Below are 16,373 nucleotides of genomic sequence, written 5' to 3' on the forward strand. Positions count from 1 at the left end.
TTTTTTTCAGAGCCACATTCCGTGATATGTTCGGTAATAAAAACTTTTCTGCTGTAAAACATCAAGAGGCTTATTTTTTAATTACTCGAAATTAAAATTGTTTTTCTAAATCATCCCAATCTTGACAGCCAGCTTTGAGAGGACATCTCTCCTCTTTGCCGGAATGAATTTGATCGAACCAACGACAAGATGTCCTCCTCCTTCTACACCAGCATTCTCCAGCTCTTCCTGCAGCTCCCTCACCATTCTCGGGATGTCGAGAGATACACCTTCACTCCTTATAACAGCAAAATCCGGTCCATAACCGATTGTCACAAGCTTTGGATACTTTTCCTTCATTCTGTCGTGGAGCTCTCCTGTAAGCTTTCCGGGAGGTGGAAATGTGAACCTTCTCGTATAGTTTTCGATGTCGAGGGCTACGAGATAAACCCCGTTTGGCAGCTCCTGCACCCGGTATCCATCCTGAATCGTTTTCAGCTGCTCTGCTATTGACTCCTTGGCGTATCCGGAGAGCATCTTAACGAGCTTTTGCTGCCGATCCTTTCTCCCAAAGCCAAGAATCTCGCGAATTATCTGGTTTCCATTCCTGAATCTGAGGTAGAAAGCCTCGTATTCCAGAGCCAGAGCTATATCCTTCAGTTCATCTACGGAGTAATCAGAGAGCTCAAGATACTTCAGAACCTCTCCTTCCGCCCTGTCGCCAACTATCGATACACATGCAAGATTTTTGAGATCGACATCCGGATATATCATCCTCGCAAGCTCAACGCAGATAACTCCTGATGTGTAGTTGCTGTCTCCTCCAGCCTTGTACGGGTTTATGTGATAGAGCAGGTATCTGTCAACCTCTTCATCCGGGAAGTGGTGGTCTATTGTTATAACATCCGCACCGAATGTGATGAACTGCTGTATGGCAGGAATATCCTCATATCCTGAGCCGTTATCCACCAGAACGAGCAGAGGGATTTTATCACCATGCCTGACCATATCCTCCAGCGAGTCGTCGAGATCTTTGACAACATCTTCCAGCTCGTAGAATGGAGCTCTCGAGACCTTTCGTTTGACGAGGTAGTACTTCGCATCAGGATCGGAAGTTGTCTCGTCAACCAGGTTCGTTAGGGCTGTCTCCAGTGCAACACCACCGCAAATACCATCTGCATCCCAGTGGTGTCTGATGATTATGGGCCTCGACTCAAAAACGGCCTTTCTCAGTTCCTTTGCAACCCTGAGCATATCTTCCTTCAACCTCTCGAGAACTTCAGACTCAACGAGAAATCCCCTGAACTCCGGTTCACTTCTTCTCTCGATTTCTTTCTCGACGAACTTTCTTATTTCGTTAGCCTCCTCTCCGAGAAGCTTCTCCATCTCGAGGATCTCGATCTCGAAAATTGAGCCTCTTCTTCTAACAAAGCCAGCGATCCTGACAACATCATCGACATCTATCTCAGGATACGCCCTCTCTCCACTTTCAAAGGCAACCGCCTTGCATACTCCGGTGGTATCTATGACCGAGAAAATTGTCGGGCCACCGGTGAGCCTGACATGGGTAACAAGCCCGCGAATCTCGACAATCTTTCCAACATACTTGGATATATCGGATATCCTGATGATGGGGAGATCCTTCTCAACCTCAACCACAGCATAATCCTTCATCGGGGAGTAAATCAGATCGATGTCTCCACTCCCTCTGATTCCTCCGATCTTTACTGTTACAGTATCTCCTTCGTTGAGGGTGTGATTGTGCAGGTTCTTTCTGTGGATTAACCCCCTCAGCCTCTTGTTGAGATCGACAAAAACACCTAGGTCGGTAACAACTGAAACGGTTCCAACATACACACGGTTAAGCCTCAAATCTTCTATTCCGCAACTGTTCTTTAACAGGTAGGCATGGGGTTTCTTAGAGCATTTCTGGCAGAGGTCGTAGTCTCCCTTGATAGTAGTGCCACAAATTTTGCATTTTGAGGATTTTCCTGTGCCCTTGCAAACCGGGCAGACCTCCATTCTTTTCTGAACTCCAGTACCTCTGCATGCTCCGCATATACCCTTTAGGAACATCTGGATTTGTTCTGAGGTTAGCTCTTCTGTGAGCTTTGGATCGAAACTCTTCGCCTTACCGCTACCGTTGCATATCACGCATTTCCGCTCGATCTCCACAACTCCCCTGCCATCACAGTTATCACATTTCATCGTGGTTATGGCTGAGGGTATGTTTAAAATTTGTTTGGGTGCGGGTTCTGGGTAGATCAAACAGAGGTTGGAGTCGTTAAAATTTTCGGCAAGGTTCAGCTCGAACCTTTAGAACCAGGAATGTACATCGTAACACCATTTATAATGGAAGCAGTTAGGATGCATACTTACTAAAAGACGCTTGAAATGGTCTGGGAGAAGCACATAAAAGCGCTAACATCCGAGGGTCTGCCAGTTTACTTCGACATGGCAGTTCAATATAAAATTGATCCAAGCAAAGCTCCTCAGGTCTATTCAACGCTTAAAAACTACGAACTCTGGATGGAAATCAGAATTAGATCACATGCAAGAGATATTGTAGCTCAATATAAGGCTGAAGACCTCTACATCCAGAAGAGAGGATTCATACAATCGGACTTTGAAAAGAGACTTGACGAGGAATTCAGACCCTATGGCATAATAATTACTGCTGACCTGATCAGAAATATCGATCTTCCAGAAACTGCTGAACAGGCTATACAGGCAAGATTCAGGCTAAGCAGGAAGCCGAGAGAATGCAGTACATTGTCCAGAAGGAAAAGCTTGAGGCTGAGAGAAAGAGGGTTGAGGGTATAGCGAGGGCAAATCAGATTATCGGCGAGTCGCTAAGGAAAAACCCCGTATATGTGCAATGGTACTATCTACAAGTGCTAAAGCAGTTTGCAGAATCTCACAACAACGCAATAATGATAGTTCCAGCTCTCAGCAGCTTCTATCCAGGCGCGAATCTAACACAGCCAGTGGCTCCGCCGATAATTATTCCGAGCCAGACAAAATGAGCAACAAAGACTTTTAAGGGAAGAATTTGAAAACTTTGAGGGTGCAAAGTATTACCTCAATTTAACATCTCTCATATTTTTTGCAGACGGTGGCTGTGATAAAGCTCAAACCTAAAGATGATCTAACTCGCAGAAAAGTCTACTATAGTTTTACTTATCTTTTGGATTTGGAATTTTTTTCAGAACTAATCCAATGACTTCATAAGTTTACTTCTTGGTTTGTTTATCTGTCTGATCAGATCTAAAGAACTCTTTGGCGAGGTGCTTTGTCGAACAAAACCCACTCAGAATAATACGCGATAAAAATTAAATCCAAATAAAACCTCCAACCAACGTATGCCAAAAATAAACTGGAAGGAGTACGATGAAAAGCTTGTAAAGAGAGGAGAAATTTTATTCAGCACAGAGTTTATAGAGAACCGGAAGAGAGAGAGCTAGATTCTATGAACGAGAAGAAGAGAGGGCATCCCTATGAATATCCAAACTCATACATGCAGTTTCTGATTTCTATTCGTTACTACTGCCACCTCGATTACAGAACCCTCGAAGGCTTTTGCAGAAATCTATCTAAAATCCTTGGAATTCCAACTCCCGATCATTCGACAATCCACAAGAGGTTCCTTAAGATGGATTTCAGTCCTCCTGCCTTAAATTCAGGGGAAATAGTAATAGCGGTTGATTCTACAGGAATTAAAGTTCATAACAGGGGAGAATGGATGAGGGAGAAATATAGAAAGAGAAGGGGATGGATAAAGATTCACTTTGCCGTCGACGTTGAGACGAAGCAGATTGTAGCTTACGAAGTTACGGATGAGCAGGTTCACGACAATAGAGTTTTCAAAGGCTTGGTCGAGAAATCTTGCGAAAGAGCAAGAGTGAAGAGGGTTCTTACCGATAAAGCGTACGATTCTTACGATAACTTCGAGTTTCTCCAATCAAAGGGGATTGATCCTGCCATTCCTGTAAGAAAAGGGGCTGTAGACATTCTAATCCATCCAAGGAGTGAAGAAGCGAGGAAGCAGAAAGATTTTGATAGATGGAAGGAGGAGAAAGGATACGGGTTGAGGTGGATGGTTGAAACAGCTTACTCCATCTTTAAGAGGTGCTTCGGTGAATTTGTTTCTGCAAAGAAATGGAATTACATGCTCAGCGAAATCGCAGCTAAGGTGTGGATATACAATTCGCTGAGAGCCGTTCTCTGCTGAAGAGTGTTGATTTTGAAGAGAGGAGAGGAAGTTGATTAAGGATTATTCGACAAAGCATGGCGAGGCTATAAACTTGAATGGGTTCTTATATATAATTATATAATCATCGATTGTTTTTACTTCTTTAATTTCACTCCACTCGATTGGCCATCCGTAGGCACACACCCCTCTATCTCTATCAGTTACATAAACCTTAATCTTTTGTCGAGAGATGAGGGTGCAGAAAGTAATTGCAAGTATCACTAAGTTGGAAAAATACGATATTAACAAATATACCCAGTACAACGCCTACTACCGCTTCCAAAACCCACACCAAAAAGTCTTTACCTCGTATTTTCTGTCGGTTTCAAACTCTGCAATTTTCTCCGCCTTTACCTCTTCGTATTTTCCGGCTACAAAAGACATCAGAATCAAATGCGGAAGTAAAAGTATGAACAGCATGGCGGTTGCCACTCCAAAATTTCCTAAATTTACTAATCCACATACATCGCAATCATCAAGCTGAAACCAACCGCTAGGAGTGTGATGACAAAAGCTAAAACTATCAAGCTGGGTTTAAACTTCCAAGCTCGAACATAGTGCATGAATTATCCTAATTGCAAAAACACTAAAGCCTTTCGAAACTCGGTTCTGTTAACTTATTGTTGGTGTTTTTCGCCTTGTGGTATCCCAAGTTAATTTTACACCTTCTCCTCCCTATCCCACCACCTCCTTGCGAACCACATAATCCTCTCTGGTGGAAGCTTATACCAGAACACATTAACCGGTTCATTCCAGTCTAGGCTTTTGTGAGGCTTAACCTCGTTATGCCATCTCATTACTTCATCAACTGAACCAAATTTCTCAGCCGTTCTCTCAACCTCGCATTTGAGGATGCTTTATCCTCGCTATGATGTGCTTTACACCATTTTCAGCTGCTTGAAGTTGTGCTTAGCCCCATCTCTGTTTCTCGAAGGAACGAACTGTTCAAGATCTGTAAAGATTTCATCTGGAATGCCATACTCCCTGAAACCTTCTCTCAGAACTTTAATTGCATTCTCAGAAGTTGCCTCATCAAATACTCCATAGCAGGTTACTAAGCGGGAAGCATCATCCATGAAAGCTATTATCTACTTCTCTTCTCTATTAAGATGAATCATCTTCCAGTCTCCCCGCCATAAAGACATGGAGTACTTTCTTTCGTAACGAATGGAATCTTACCGGTTTCTTTGAACTTTTTGATGATCTGGTAGATCCTTGTCACTTGGAAAAATTCTGCTGCCTTTCTAACTGGTTTTCCTTTCAGCCACCGTTTCACTATTCCCGGTATGTCTTTGTTGGTTAGCTTCCACACGTGTTGGGTTTGATCGAGTGTAAAGTTATTTTGGGATACTACATCTTGGTTCTCGTTCTAATAGCATCTGTACCACCCATTAAAGCTTACCTGCCCATCTCTCCTTGCGTATTTCCTCTTCGCAAAGGGTCTTGCAAGCAACGGGAAGATAAAGGACTCACAGAGCAAAGAAAATGTTGGAGGGAGTGAAGAAACCCCGCATCAGGACGTGATTCAAAGCCATCGAAAGATCTCGAATGATGATAGAGAGACGAAGTATTGACTCAAATGGTGCATATAACGATCTGATAAATTTTGTGAGTTTTAGCCAATTTGCTGGGGTATCTGTCGTTGCAACCTTGTTCGTATCCAATTTATCATCTGAAGTACTCGAATATTTCACAACGATGGTCTGATCTTCTACCGCGAAAGTCTCGCCATCGTAAACCTTAGCCACAACTTTCCATGTTCCTTCTCTAAGTTTCACGTAAAATATCCACGTTTCTGAAGATATGCTCTGATTCACTCTAACAATTTTATCGAGATTACCATCGACTTCCCATCTCTCATGCTCCCACACCGCAATGATATGAGAATTAGAATTAGAAATATTTAATATTATTTTGTTTATATCCTTTATGGAATTTGCATCTCTTATATTTACTTTAATTATGTACATCTGTTCATTTTTGCTGACAACCAGATCCACCTCTGGAGGGGAATTTTTTACGGTAAATTTACCTTCTATTGCTGCTCCTGCGGCAGCCTGAGCTGGGTAAATGGATGCTATAATAACTGTTGCAGTTATCATCATCATTATTATTCTAACTATGTTCATCATCTATAGTTGGTTTGAAAGTACTTATACTTTGTTCATAGTAGTGATAATAATGAGATAGAACATGATAATAATGGGGATTATTATATCACAGAAAGTAAAATATATATACTATAAAATCGAAAAATTTTCAGAAACAGGGTAAAGGGGGTAGTATATGGTAGATGTGAAGAAGAAATGTGTAGGTGCAGTTCTAATGGTAGCAGTACTACTGATGGCATCAGTACTTCCTGCACTGGCAGCTACTACAGGCCAATCAAGTGGTAGCTTCGAACTGGGAAATGAAGCGCCACAAGTTGTGAGTGTCAACTTACTTTTGGAGGATGAAAACACAGATGCCAACAATCAGATGACTCCTCAGACAGAGTACGCATTGAAGATTGTAGCGTCAGATGCCAACGGCTACGGTGATATCAGCAAAATTACAGTCTACATATACTACGATGCCAATGGCGACGGGGCTGATGAGCCGGGCAGCGATAATCCACAGACTCAGGCCACATATCAATGGACCAGCAGCGGTGGTTGGACGTTTGTTGGACCTGCTGGAAGCACATGGGGAATTGATACAGCCGCAGATCAAAGCAGAGGCCCCGTAAGCACTACTACTACCACCGGAACCTGGTATCTGCATTTCATACCAGGCAAGGTTGCAACACAATCAGATGAAGATGACTCTAAATGGATTATCAAAGTAGTTGTTGAGGATGGCAACTCTGCAAGTGACAGCATGAAAGATACGGACAACGAAATGCAGTGGTACGGTGAAATTCAGGTAGATGATGGTTCATTCGACTTCGGCTCGGTTAACTTAGGTAGCTCGGATAACCCCATAACCACTCCAAACGATCACAATATAGACATAACGACGGTATCCAACGGACAGCACAAGATTCAGGCAAAGACAGATGCACAGTGGAGCAGTGGAGGCAACAACGTTAACGTAAATACTGTTAGTGAGAGTCCGGGTGCTGGAGAGATCACGATTGAACACTTCAATGCCAATGACGAAACTTCAGCAGCAATCGTTCAGACCAGCTATACAGATGTTCAGGGCTTGACATCAATCGGGCAGACCTCTGAAACCGGTACGACCAGCGAAATATACATGTGGCTCACTGTCGGTTCAGAGGGCATAATGTCAGGAACCTACACGGGAACGTACTACGTGCAGATAGCCAACGCATAAAGCTCTATGGGACATACTGCGTGCAGATAGTTAACGTTTCCTAAATTTTTTATATTTTTTGATTATTAAGTTTTTCAGTAAAATTTGATGGTGATGGTGTGAGGAGGGAACTAGGCTTAATTTTCATAGGAACTTTATTATTAATTATGGCAATAATCCCTTGCAGCGCTACAAAGGTCGCAATCTCAGGAGGCTTCTATTCACACAACTATGTACTTCCTCAGGGCGAGAGCATAAAAGGAGAAGACATGTACGTAGTGATTTTCAACAAGATGGACAGGCCTGTACTCGTCAACGTAACATATGAAGCTCCGGAGTTTATAAAGATCAATCTGTCTTCCACGGGATACTATCTGAACCCCAATGAGTACAGAAAGGTTTACGTCGAGCTTAAGGCTGATGAAGATGCAGTTCCGGGAAACTACACCGTCAAGGTTATAGCCATCGTGTACGAAACTGAAGGAGATTTGCCAGTCAAGGTCGTTGCCTCTGCTGCACAGGAGGCAGATGTAACCGTAACGGGTGAAAAAGCCTTCGTTGAAGTTGTGGCAGTCGATCCAGTGGGAAACATAGCAGAAGTTGCCCTGATCAAGCTTTTTAAAGAGAACTATGAAATTGCATCAGCCTATGGAAAGCTCGAAAAGAGAGTAACCCCGGGTAACTACACAGCTGTAGCCTATCTGCTTAATGAAGAGGCTGCAAGGAAAAGCTTTACACTTAAGCCAGACGAACACAAAAGGATTGAGTTGCTGATAAAAGCAGTCTACTTTGAAGTCTTCGATGTACTGCCAGCCAGAGATCAGGAAGGCAGGCTTGGTTATGCACAGGTAATTGCAGTTGTTAAAAACCTGTATATGGAATTGCCAAACACAACGATAGTTCTGCATGTAACAGGAAACACTAATGAGACAATTGAGATTTACAAAACTCCAAAACTCTTGCTCGAAAGAACTGAAGCGAAGTACAATTACATACCTGAAGGGGGCTGGAAGGACGGCAAATACATATTCCAGGCCAAGGTAATTTCGAATGGCGTTGTTTACGCAATATCTCCAAAGAAGGAGCTTGAAGTATCAGTCGCTAAACCTATAGAAAAGGCAATATCAGGAGTAGTTATAGCGATCGCATTGCTGCTGATACTGGCAGTGCTGCTGATACTGCTGCTTTTCAGAAGAAGAAAGAGAGAAAAGATTTTAGAAGAAATCTACGGAAACCTGAAGCGGTCCCTTGAGACCAGCCGGGAGTGCGTTGGAGATGTTAAAGAAATGAACGAAGGGTTGAAAAAATTCGTGTGAGGTGGGTGTGTATGGTAAAAATTGAAGAAGTTCTTGAAGTTGCAAAAGACTTGCTAAAAAGCGTTGATGATCTGAAAACTGAGATTAAGATACTGAAAGAGAATGTTTCGAGAGTGGAATCGATGGTGCTAACGAAGTTGCATGAAATGGATGCTGTAAAGAGAGAACTCGAAGAGATAAAAAATAAAATTGAAGACCTCAAGAAAGAGTAATCTGTCGAAACGACGAAACTAGCTATTGAACAACAAGAAATAACTCCTACCACACCTAAGACAGACCAAAAAGATAGAAGAAGAAAGTGGAGGTTAAAATTTTTCGATTTTATTTTTATTTTATTTCATTTCTTTTAAAGATTTGGCTAGGCAGTGTTCTAAGAATGATGTTCTAAGAATGATGATAACGATTATATACTTCATGGGATAAATTGAAACCATGGGTAATACTCATCATAATGATGAAAATAGAAGTCGAATCGAAAGTAAGCGTAATTCTTCAGGTGGTGATAAGGTTCTCATGAAATTGGATGAGATCGACATTTTAGTACTTAGAGTTCTTGCGGAAGATGCGAGGACAACTCTCAGAGAGCTCGCCGAGAAAACTGGCTTGGCAGTCTCAACAATTCACAGCAGAATAACTAAGCTTATTTCAGAAGGCGTGATCGAGAAATTTGCAGTGGTAATCGATCCTGAAAAGTTTGGATATATTACATCCTTTATCCTTCTCGACGTGGATACTGCAAAAACCAGAGATGTTTTAGAAGAGTTAGTGAAAAAAGAGTGTCTTCTTGAAGTGTACGAATCTTTGGGGAAGTTTAATATTGTTTTAAAGGTTAGGGTGAAGGATTTCGAAGCTTTGAGGAATTTTATCAATGAAATCTCGGAAATTGATGGTGTTATGGAATTTGAATGGTTTCTTACAACGAAAAGGTACAAGGAGGACACTTGGAAACCGGAGGTGGAATTGTGATTGTATCTCTTCTCACCTTGGCCCTTCTTTTGCTTGGCAGCGCACTCATAATTTATATATACGATGCCTATAGAAAAATCAATCAAAATTATTTGCTTTTACTTTCAGTAGGTTTCTTTGTTCTCGTGATAGGTGGAGCTTTACCAGGAATGCACAAGACGATCGGATTGAGTGTGGATGGTGATGCTGTGTTAATAATGTCATTGTTAATGCAGATGATAGGAATAATTTTGATATTTTACTCCGTTGTAAAATGAGACACAAAAAGATAGCAAAAAAGTGGCGATTGATATCGCTTGCGAGACAGATAGAAGAAGGTATAGCATACGAATTCTTAAGGAGAGCTTTAAATTTAAAAGAGGCATCAAAAATTCTTAACGAGGTCGCTTTTGAATGTGGTGAGAAAGAAAGAGAGAAAATCAGAAGAGCGTTGGGAACAGAAGATCCTGTTGATCTTGTTGAAACCATTTTAATGCTCTCAGGCGTCAAGTACAAGGTGGGAGAATATATCGAAATATATGACTGTTTTCTTCCAGCCTATGGATGCATACCAATGAAATCCGTATGTGAGTCCTTTCTTGAGGGTATTAGTCCAAAAATCAAACTTAGTGAAGGTATCTGCGAGAATAGGGGTAAATGTCTAATTATTATTCTCTAAATTTATTTTCAATAATTTATATTTTCGTAAACTTTTTCTCTTTTTCCCAATTCAACCGAAAGTTTTATTAATCATTATAGTCATAGTAGTAATTGTGAAGATAATAATGAGGAGGGGGTGAGAAAATGAAAAGTTGGATTAGAAAAATTAAAAAGGATGAGAAGGCTGTGAGCCCAGTGATCGGCGTGATACTGATGGTGGCAATAACAGTGATACTGGCAGGCGTGATTGCGAGTTTTGTCTTCGGTTTCGGGCAGAAAATGGGGACTGCAGCACCAAATGCACAACTTGTTTTGTCTGATGCTGTAGACGAACTAACATCGACTGGCAATGAAAACATATTCTACATGGACCACAATGGTGGAGATGCGTTGCCGTGCAAGGATCTAAGGATTCTGGTTTACTACAAGCAGACAGGATCACTATACAAGCAATTTGACTACGATGAGTCGAACGATTACTTCTACTCTTCAGATGGAATAACTGGATCAGGTATGGGTAGCAACGACCTCTTTGAGCCAGGAGAAAGAATAACATTTACTGAAGACGGCGACACTAACTGGGGTGCAGGAACGTACACAGTCAAGGTGCTCCACATACCCAGCGGAAACTTCATATTCACAGGTGATGTGACGGTTAGATAACCAAATCTTTAACTTTTTAATTTTTTGTAGCTATGAAGAAGGTCAAGCTTTTGTTCATCTGTTTAACTCTTTTAATTTTAGTATACCCGGTATCTGCTACAGCAATTTCACTTACAGGAGATGCTGATGCGGCACGGAACAGCAGGTTTAACGTAACTGTTAAAGTTACAGGTAACAACATTGGAGCTTTTCAGATATGTGTTCTGGTTCCAGAAGGTATAACTTTTGTAGATGCCAGTAAGGGGAGGGATATCAAAGACTGGGGTTTTTCGTATACCTGGATTGAGGGCTACGAGTACTATGGAGATGTCGGATACTCAGGGAGAGTAAAAATAATTGGTCTTGGCGATGCAATTAATGGAGAGCGAGAGGTAGGAGTCCTAACTTTTGTGCCAAAAAGAGCCAAAAATTTTACATTTTTGATAGATGAGCGAAATAGTAAATTAGTAGATCCTAATGAGAAAGAGATAAAAATAGATGAATTCCAAAATCACACTATTAGGGTTTACAGATATGGGGACATAAACATGGATGACGAAATTGACGTTAAAGATTTAATAAGGCTCGAAAAGATAATTCTTATGAAGGAAAAACGAACTGTCACATCAGATATCAATAACGATGGAGAAGTTAACATACTTGATCTGGTTAGACTAATCCGGGTGTTGATAAAATGATGATTCCCATTTTAGTTGCAATGGTATTAATTACATCCCAAGGCCAGATAAATGTAGGTGAGGAATTTAATGCATCAATTACTGTAACAGATGCCAATGATTTAGCAGCTTTTCAAATTGATTTGAGTTATAGTAATTTGGAAATTGTTAAAGTAAGCAGAGGAAATGCAATAAAAAACTGGTCCATATTCGATTTTGATACCATCTCTTCCAATAAAATTAGAGTGATTGCTGCTAAATTTGGAGAAGAATCTATTGGTGAAGGTGAAATATTAAATTTAGTCTTAAGAGCAAAGGAAAACACTGGAGTTCTGAGTTTAGATGGTATCCTTAGTGATTCCAATGGTAATAAAATTGATGCAATGTTCGGAAATTTAAGTGTGGATATATTAACAACCCAACCCGAATCGACTTATACACAACCTATTATTACACCGGTAATGGAAGAAAAAGGATCACAACCTAACGAAGTTGTTGAACACTGGATTGTCGGATATTGGTATGTCATCGTATTAATTTTAATTGGAGTTGGAATTGGGGTGTGGAAGTGGAGGACTTAGTCTATCAAAAAGCCAGCAAGAAGCTAAATTCTCCTAAGTAACTGGAGAATCTACCAGATCATAAAAACAAGTTCAAAGAAACTGGAAAAAATATCGGATTGCCAGCGTAACCCCATAACGATATCTAACGTTTCCAGAGCAATATGCCTGTAAAATAAATAAGAAAGGACAGGATTACGCATGAAACTGGGTTCTTAGCGATAATAGAGCAAAAGAGAATATTGATCCTCTGCTTTAGCGAGTTGAAAACAAATTCAACCAAGTTTCCCTCACCCGAAAGGTGTTGTGTTCGAATCCGAGGCTCTTCAAAAGCTTCGACAAGCTGTAGAGCTTCATCAGTATTTGGGTATATTCCCGCAGTAGGTAAGAACTTGATAAAAAGATTTTGTAGTAAGATAATTTCTGTGTTCATAATAATTAGTTCTTCCTCTCAAGGCTGTATACTATCGTTTTATCTATTGCTATGAGGTTTTTTCCTCAGTAGAGACGGCCAGTCTTTCGTCTGTTTCCAACTCCATAGCTAATATCTTTCACGCTGATCGGAGGCTTAATAGTTTTTTCACAGAAATAGGATAAAACAGCTGTTGCAGTAGATGTCTATCTCAACAGAGCATAGGTTAGCCAAATCATAGAAAGCAACACCAAGCTTCCAGATCAAATATTCTATGCAGTTACTTGACAGCCATAGGTAGAATAAACCCACTATTACTTTTCTCTGACCTTGAATAATTCCTTCCCAGCTCCAATACAAATTTATTCTGTTTGACTTTCTGCTATTCTGAGCTGATAGAGAGGTAGTAAATCTTACAGAAAAAAAAACATGACTGAAAAATTCAGAAGGATGCGGTAACCTTTTCGAGCCAGGAGAAAGGATAACTTTCACCGAATCCGATACTGACTGGCAGGAAACACGAGTGCTTCACATATCCGGCGAAAACTTCGCAGGTGGTGGGACAGGATGCCATAATAATGTCTCCACCTATATTGATTCGAAAACCATTTTCACTGAAACACCCACACCTTTTTTATACGTTTTATTGTTAAAACTGATACGGGTGGATGATATGGATGTTTCGCTTAAAGTTAATCAATCTTATTCGGGGGAGAGATCCTGTTAGGCTCTATCCAGCAATGTTAAAGCTTCAGGTTGGAGATGTCATAAAAAGACTTGTGGTACTCAAGATCCACAATAGAGGGATGCCAGCAGGTGATGTAATAGAACTGGCAGATTTAATGGAAGGTTATGTTGGCGTAGACATAGAAGCAATTTACAGAGCTAGTGCTAGGAGAGGACATGAGCTTTGAAAAGATTGAGCAGGTGTTAAAGAAGCCAGGAATAAGTAGAGCAATTCTCAGCTTTTACGGGAGATTTGAAGAAATGGCAAGCAAGTTTCGGCAAAGACCTTTGTCGGCTGGTGGAGATTCGGCACAAATAAGTGCGGATTATCTCGTGGGAATCGCTCTTTTTTTATTTGGAGTCACACTCGCCTTTACATATGTGCTCAATATTGCAGCTTTTCAGGAGTCAAACAAAAATCAGTACATCGCTGAGTCCATATCTGAGCTCGTTTTAGATTACCTGCACCAAAAGGATGCGTACAGAATAAACGCCATAAATACAACAAAGCTGCATAGCTTTCTTGCAAGTTCACATGAGCTTTACAGCCTCCTTAATCAGACTCAATTTCATGTTAATATTACCGTAAAAAATCTTTCTTCTCAAGTAATTGGAAGCGTGGGGGAACTTGCAGAAATTGAAGACTATGGATACGTTGAAAGGATAGCATTCAATTACGCGAATTCATCTGAAATATATATTATTGAGGTGAGAGTATGGTAGATTGCAGGGCACAGACCTTTACACTAGAAGCGGCAATAACAACCCTCTTAATAGTCTTAGTTATGTTATATATATCTCAAGCAATCCCGCTCACACCTCTGACATCTTCTGCTGCAAACGTCATGGTTGAAAATACCCTTGAGATGTATGCGGGAGATGTTCTCAATACTCTTACTTATGAGCCCATCTGCTCAGATATCTCGGCAGAAAACTTGAGCATACTGAAAAAAGCTTTACTAAGCTGGAATGGAGCTGTAATTGACGGTGGAGCGAGTAGTAGTGAATACGACACCTCTTTTGAGAATATATCCAATGCCCTGCCCCTCAAATACGTATTGATAAACGCTTTTGAGAAGAAAGGCTTAGCGTACAACATAGACATATACTACAAGGATGCTATCATGAGAAAACTCAGATTTATATATAATGGTCAACCATCTAACAACGCCATAATTGCTACCCAGGTCATTCCAATATATGACACAGACTACGAAAATGGAATCAAAAAGTACATTCCTGATATCGACAGCTCAAATCTCTACAATGTTCTCTATGTGAGATTGACAGTGTGGAGGATGTAATATGGAAAAGGGGCAGTTGATGATTTTGAGTGGGTTTCTGATTTTAGTGGGAATGGTTGCGTTTATAATTTTAGTTAATAATATGATTTATGTTCTAAATTCCCCTGCAATGGTGGATGTTTCTGAGAGAAATTCCATTGAAAGTCTCGAGTATTTGATACATAAAGCGGTTGAAGACGCAGTAGCAAACGCATCATATACTGTGCTCACACAAGGTGTGAATAACAGTGCTAAGGCTGAAGAAATACTGGAAAACGAAACAAAGACTTTTAAGAGATTTTTTAATATAATCGAGGAATATTACGGAATGGATGGAAAAGCCATTAACATTAGCATTTTGAAATTGAATTGTACGGCTTATAACGATTCCTCAAAAATAATTTTGATATTAGACACAGACGTTGGCCTGTATTACAAGGACGAGGACCTAAAGCTTTATAGGATGTTAAATGTAAAAGTAAAATCAGAAGTTGAACCGTGAGGGTGTAAGTGATGAATAAAGGTGTCTCTACAACTCTTGAGGCTATATTTTTGCTCTCGATCTCATCGATACTCATAGCTATTGTTCTAGTAAGTTTTTATGATGTGAGCAGTAGGGTAAAGAACGTATCTGCTAGTGAGGAAGCGTATAGTATTGCATCAAGAATAGCAAGGGATGTGTACTCTCTTGCTGTGTCTAATGCCACTTATGCCAAAAAAGAGCTAAGGATACCACATACCATAGGTGGTGAGCAGTACACAATAACCCTTGTTAATGAAACGCATAAGCTTATTGTAGAGAATAAGTATGTTAGAGTGGAGGTCCCTTTAAGCCCATATCTCAGCATTGGGGGTTCGCAGGCTAACAGCTACATGGCCTATCTGGTCGTGAATAATGGTGTCGTGGAGGTAAAAAATGAGTGAACTGATGGATTGCACCGGGGTTTCGGTACAAGTGGGGATGGTCTTACTTCTTTCGATATCTATAGTGGCCATCGGAGTTGTTTATATGGGAATTGGGCCAATAATTGATACGTACGTTGAATCAAGCCATCAGCGGGAAGTTATTTATGTGTTTGAGCTGATGAGGGAATCAATAATCAAGATTGCTAGAGGTGTACCCTCAAGGGTGATTGAAGCAAAGATGTTTGATGGGATGTACTTTATAAACTACACTGGATTTGTTTGTGTGAACAATACAACAGTACCCATATATTCGGTAATCTATAAAGGTGATGAGGAGATATCGCTCGAGAATGGAGCTATTTTCAGAAAAGCTGGTGGGAATTCTTTTATGGTTGAGAAGCCGCTGATTATACATAGCAATAACACAAGTGTAATAAGTGTAATCGCGTTGCATGGAGAGGGTTCAGTATCTGGGAAAGGCATTGTAAGGATAGTATTTACAAACCTTGGTTGCGATTACAGAACCATTACCAACAATACAATAGTCGTACACTCCGATCACTATTTGGAATGGAAAGAATACCTTGAGGAGGAGGGGTTTGAGATCGTAGATGTATACAACAAAACTGTTGTAGCTTCTACGCAGTCAAACTTAATATTGCTAAAGATAGTAAATGTAAAAGTAAAGTTGCGGGGGGGATGATATTTCATCGGAAGT

At 40.6% G+C, this 16,373-nt stretch carries 21 protein-coding genes and 2 pseudogenes; 18 read left to right on the forward strand and 5 right to left on the reverse strand.

What is annotated here, in order from left to right:
- Positions 1–105: 105 nt before the first annotated feature.
- A complete protein-coding gene (locus tag ASULF_RS07085; protein WP_015591030.1) occupies positions 106–2,187 on the reverse strand; it encodes a DHH family phosphoesterase in 2,082 nt (693 codons plus the stop codon).
- 186 nt (positions 2,188–2,373) lie between these two features.
- On the opposite strand from ASULF_RS07085, the gene ASULF_RS12210 reads away from it, so the two are divergent.
- From ASULF_RS12210 to ASULF_RS07095, 3 genes and pseudogenes are all read left to right on the forward strand, one after another.
- Entirely contained in the window at positions 2,374–2,802 is a 429-nt protein-coding gene (locus ASULF_RS12210; RefSeq protein ID WP_052312087.1) for an SPFH domain-containing protein, read from the forward strand.
- On the forward strand, positions 2,742–3,005 hold the full coding sequence (locus tag ASULF_RS12215) for a hypothetical protein (RefSeq protein ID WP_236609670.1): 264 nt from the start codon (positions 2,742–2,744) through the stop codon (positions 3,003–3,005). Before ASULF_RS12210 ends, ASULF_RS12215 begins: the two co-directional genes overlap by 61 nt.
- A 336-nt stretch (positions 3,006–3,341) precedes the next feature.
- A pseudogene (locus ASULF_RS07095) lies at positions 3,342–4,210 on the forward strand (IS5 family transposase).
- A gap of 291 nt (positions 4,211–4,501) precedes the next feature.
- On the opposite strand, the gene ASULF_RS12000 reads toward ASULF_RS07095, so the two are convergent.
- The 3 genes and pseudogenes from ASULF_RS12000 to ASULF_RS07105 all read right to left on the reverse strand — a co-directional run bounded on the left by ASULF_RS12000 (position 4,502) and on the right by ASULF_RS07105 (position 6,360).
- A complete protein-coding gene (locus ASULF_RS12000) occupies positions 4,502–4,651 on the reverse strand; it encodes a hypothetical protein (RefSeq protein ID WP_015591031.1) in 150 nt (49 codons plus the stop codon).
- 239 nt (positions 4,652–4,890) lie between these two features.
- Positions 4,891–5,543, reverse strand: a pseudogene (locus ASULF_RS11570) (DDE-type integrase/transposase/recombinase).
- 157 nt (positions 5,544–5,700) lie between these two features.
- A complete protein-coding gene (locus ASULF_RS07105; protein ID WP_015591034.1) occupies positions 5,701–6,360 on the reverse strand; it encodes a hypothetical protein in 660 nt (219 codons plus the stop codon).
- 157 nt (positions 6,361–6,517) lie between these two features.
- Between ASULF_RS07105 and ASULF_RS07110 the strand changes: the two genes are divergently transcribed.
- From ASULF_RS07110 to ASULF_RS07150, 9 genes are all read left to right on the forward strand, one after another.
- On the forward strand, positions 6,518–7,549 hold the full coding sequence (locus ASULF_RS07110; protein WP_015591035.1) for a hypothetical protein: 1,032 nt from the start codon (positions 6,518–6,520) through the stop codon (positions 7,547–7,549).
- Between the two features lie 248 nt (positions 7,550–7,797).
- On the forward strand, positions 7,798–8,844 hold the full coding sequence (locus tag ASULF_RS07115; RefSeq protein ID WP_144060508.1) for a COG1470 family protein: 1,047 nt from the start codon (positions 7,798–7,800) through the stop codon (positions 8,842–8,844).
- 11 nt (positions 8,845–8,855) lie between these two features.
- Positions 8,856–9,056 (forward strand): hypothetical protein, encoded by a 201-nt coding sequence (locus tag ASULF_RS07120; protein WP_015591037.1) that lies wholly within the window; start codon positions 8,856–8,858, stop codon positions 9,054–9,056.
- Positions 9,057–9,276: 220 nt separating this feature from the next.
- A complete protein-coding gene (locus ASULF_RS07125; protein WP_081623013.1) occupies positions 9,277–9,810 on the forward strand; it encodes an Lrp/AsnC family transcriptional regulator in 534 nt (177 codons plus the stop codon).
- Positions 9,807–10,067 (forward strand): DUF7521 family protein, encoded by a 261-nt coding sequence (locus tag ASULF_RS07130; protein WP_052312089.1) that lies wholly within the window; start codon positions 9,807–9,809, stop codon positions 10,065–10,067. The genes ASULF_RS07125 and ASULF_RS07130 overlap by 4 nt, the downstream gene beginning before the upstream one ends.
- Complete coding sequence (locus tag ASULF_RS07135; RefSeq protein ID WP_015591040.1) at positions 10,064–10,468, forward strand: hypothetical protein; 405 nt, start codon at positions 10,064–10,066, stop codon at positions 10,466–10,468. Before ASULF_RS07130 ends, ASULF_RS07135 begins: the two co-directional genes overlap by 4 nt.
- Positions 10,469–10,593: 125 nt before the next feature.
- On the forward strand, positions 10,594–11,112 hold the full coding sequence (locus ASULF_RS11380; protein ID WP_015591041.1) for a type IV pilin: 519 nt from the start codon (positions 10,594–10,596) through the stop codon (positions 11,110–11,112).
- A 32-nt stretch (positions 11,113–11,144) separates the two neighbouring features.
- On the forward strand, positions 11,145–11,789 hold the full coding sequence (locus tag ASULF_RS07145) for a dockerin type I repeat-containing protein (RefSeq protein WP_015591042.1): 645 nt from the start codon (positions 11,145–11,147) through the stop codon (positions 11,787–11,789).
- On the forward strand, positions 11,786–12,349 hold the full coding sequence (locus ASULF_RS07150) for a cohesin domain-containing protein (protein ID WP_015591043.1): 564 nt from the start codon (positions 11,786–11,788) through the stop codon (positions 12,347–12,349). Before ASULF_RS07145 ends, ASULF_RS07150 begins: the two co-directional genes overlap by 4 nt.
- Before the next feature lie 833 nt (positions 12,350–13,182).
- Here ASULF_RS07150 and ASULF_RS12330 read toward each other — a convergent pair.
- A complete protein-coding gene (locus tag ASULF_RS12330; RefSeq protein WP_269077378.1) occupies positions 13,183–13,314 on the reverse strand; it encodes a hypothetical protein in 132 nt (43 codons plus the stop codon).
- A 103-nt stretch (positions 13,315–13,417) separates the two neighbouring features.
- Here ASULF_RS12330 and ASULF_RS07160 point away from each other — a divergent pair, with 103 nt between their 5' ends.
- Genes ASULF_RS07160 through ASULF_RS07185 form a run of 6 tightly spaced genes read left to right on the forward strand, consistent with a single transcriptional unit; the run spans position 13,418 to position 16,358 of the window.
- Entirely contained in the window at positions 13,418–13,654 is a 237-nt protein-coding gene (locus tag ASULF_RS07160; RefSeq protein WP_015591044.1) for a hypothetical protein, read from the forward strand.
- The gene (locus tag ASULF_RS07165; protein WP_015591045.1) at positions 13,644–14,189 is read left to right on the forward strand and encodes a DUF7287 family protein; all 546 of its coding nucleotides are present in this window, start codon (positions 13,644–13,646) and stop codon (positions 14,187–14,189) included. Before ASULF_RS07160 ends, ASULF_RS07165 begins: the two co-directional genes overlap by 11 nt.
- On the forward strand, positions 14,183–14,770 hold the full coding sequence (locus ASULF_RS07170) for a DUF7288 family protein (protein WP_015591046.1): 588 nt from the start codon (positions 14,183–14,185) through the stop codon (positions 14,768–14,770). Before ASULF_RS07165 ends, ASULF_RS07170 begins: the two co-directional genes overlap by 7 nt.
- Position 14,771: 1 nt before the next feature.
- Complete coding sequence (locus ASULF_RS07175) at positions 14,772–15,251, forward strand: hypothetical protein (RefSeq protein WP_015591047.1); 480 nt, start codon at positions 14,772–14,774, stop codon at positions 15,249–15,251.
- 11 nt (positions 15,252–15,262) lie between these two features.
- Positions 15,263–15,673, forward strand: a complete 411-nt coding sequence (locus tag ASULF_RS07180) for a DUF7266 family protein (RefSeq protein WP_015591048.1) — start codon at positions 15,263–15,265, stop codon at positions 15,671–15,673.
- Positions 15,666–16,358: a DUF7289 family protein gene (locus ASULF_RS07185; protein ID WP_015591049.1), complete on the forward strand. Its 693-nt coding sequence runs from the start codon at positions 15,666–15,668 to the stop codon at positions 16,356–16,358. Before ASULF_RS07180 ends, ASULF_RS07185 begins: the two co-directional genes overlap by 8 nt.
- Positions 16,359–16,373: the final 15 nt, after the last annotated feature.

The sequence above is a fragment of the Archaeoglobus sulfaticallidus PM70-1 genome, assembly GCF_000385565.1.
Taxonomy (GTDB): domain Archaea; phylum Halobacteriota; class Archaeoglobi; order Archaeoglobales; family Archaeoglobaceae; genus Archaeoglobus_A; species Archaeoglobus_A sulfaticallidus.

Coding starts and splice junctions, on each gene's coding strand:
- ASULF_RS07145 (WP_015591042.1), top strand. CDS start 11,145: ATGAAGAAGGTCAAGCTTTTGTTCATCTGTTTAACTCTTTTAATTTTA.
- ASULF_RS07185 (WP_015591049.1), top strand. CDS start 15,666: ATGAGTGAACTGATGGATTGCACCGGGGTTTCGGTACAAGTGGGGATG.
- ASULF_RS07170 (WP_015591046.1), top strand. CDS start 14,183: ATGGTAGATTGCAGGGCACAGACCTTTACACTAGAAGCGGCAATAACA.
- ASULF_RS07160 (WP_015591044.1), top strand. CDS start 13,418: ATGTTTCGCTTAAAGTTAATCAATCTTATTCGGGGGAGAGATCCTGTT.
- ASULF_RS07125 (WP_081623013.1), top strand. CDS start 9,277: ATGGGTAATACTCATCATAATGATGAAAATAGAAGTCGAATCGAAAGT.
- ASULF_RS07180 (WP_015591048.1), top strand. CDS start 15,263: ATGAATAAAGGTGTCTCTACAACTCTTGAGGCTATATTTTTGCTCTCG.
- ASULF_RS07110 (WP_015591035.1), top strand. CDS start 6,518: ATGGTAGATGTGAAGAAGAAATGTGTAGGTGCAGTTCTAATGGTAGCA.
- ASULF_RS12000 (WP_015591031.1), bottom strand. CDS start 4,651: ATGCTGTTCATACTTTTACTTCCGCATTTGATTCTGATGTCTTTTGTA.
- ASULF_RS07165 (WP_015591045.1), top strand. CDS start 13,644: ATGAGCTTTGAAAAGATTGAGCAGGTGTTAAAGAAGCCAGGAATAAGT.
- ASULF_RS12215 (WP_236609670.1), top strand. CDS start 2,742: ATGCAGTACATTGTCCAGAAGGAAAAGCTTGAGGCTGAGAGAAAGAGG.
- ASULF_RS07085 (WP_015591030.1), bottom strand. CDS start 2,187: ATGAAATGTGATAACTGTGATGGCAGGGGAGTTGTGGAGATCGAGCGG.
- ASULF_RS07120 (WP_015591037.1), top strand. CDS start 8,856: ATGGTAAAAATTGAAGAAGTTCTTGAAGTTGCAAAAGACTTGCTAAAA.
- ASULF_RS11380 (WP_015591041.1), top strand. CDS start 10,594: ATGAAAAGTTGGATTAGAAAAATTAAAAAGGATGAGAAGGCTGTGAGC.
- ASULF_RS07135 (WP_015591040.1), top strand. CDS start 10,064: ATGAGACACAAAAAGATAGCAAAAAAGTGGCGATTGATATCGCTTGCG.
- ASULF_RS07175 (WP_015591047.1), top strand. CDS start 14,772: ATGGAAAAGGGGCAGTTGATGATTTTGAGTGGGTTTCTGATTTTAGTG.
- ASULF_RS07115 (WP_144060508.1), top strand. CDS start 7,798: ATGTACGTAGTGATTTTCAACAAGATGGACAGGCCTGTACTCGTCAAC.
- ASULF_RS12210 (WP_052312087.1), top strand. CDS start 2,374: ATGGTCTGGGAGAAGCACATAAAAGCGCTAACATCCGAGGGTCTGCCA.
- ASULF_RS12330 (WP_269077378.1), bottom strand. CDS start 13,314: ATGGCATCCTGTCCCACCACCTGCGAAGTTTTCGCCGGATATGTGAAG.
- ASULF_RS07150 (WP_015591043.1), top strand. CDS start 11,786: ATGATGATTCCCATTTTAGTTGCAATGGTATTAATTACATCCCAAGGC.
- ASULF_RS07105 (WP_015591034.1), bottom strand. CDS start 6,360: ATGAACATAGTTAGAATAATAATGATGATGATAACTGCAACAGTTATT.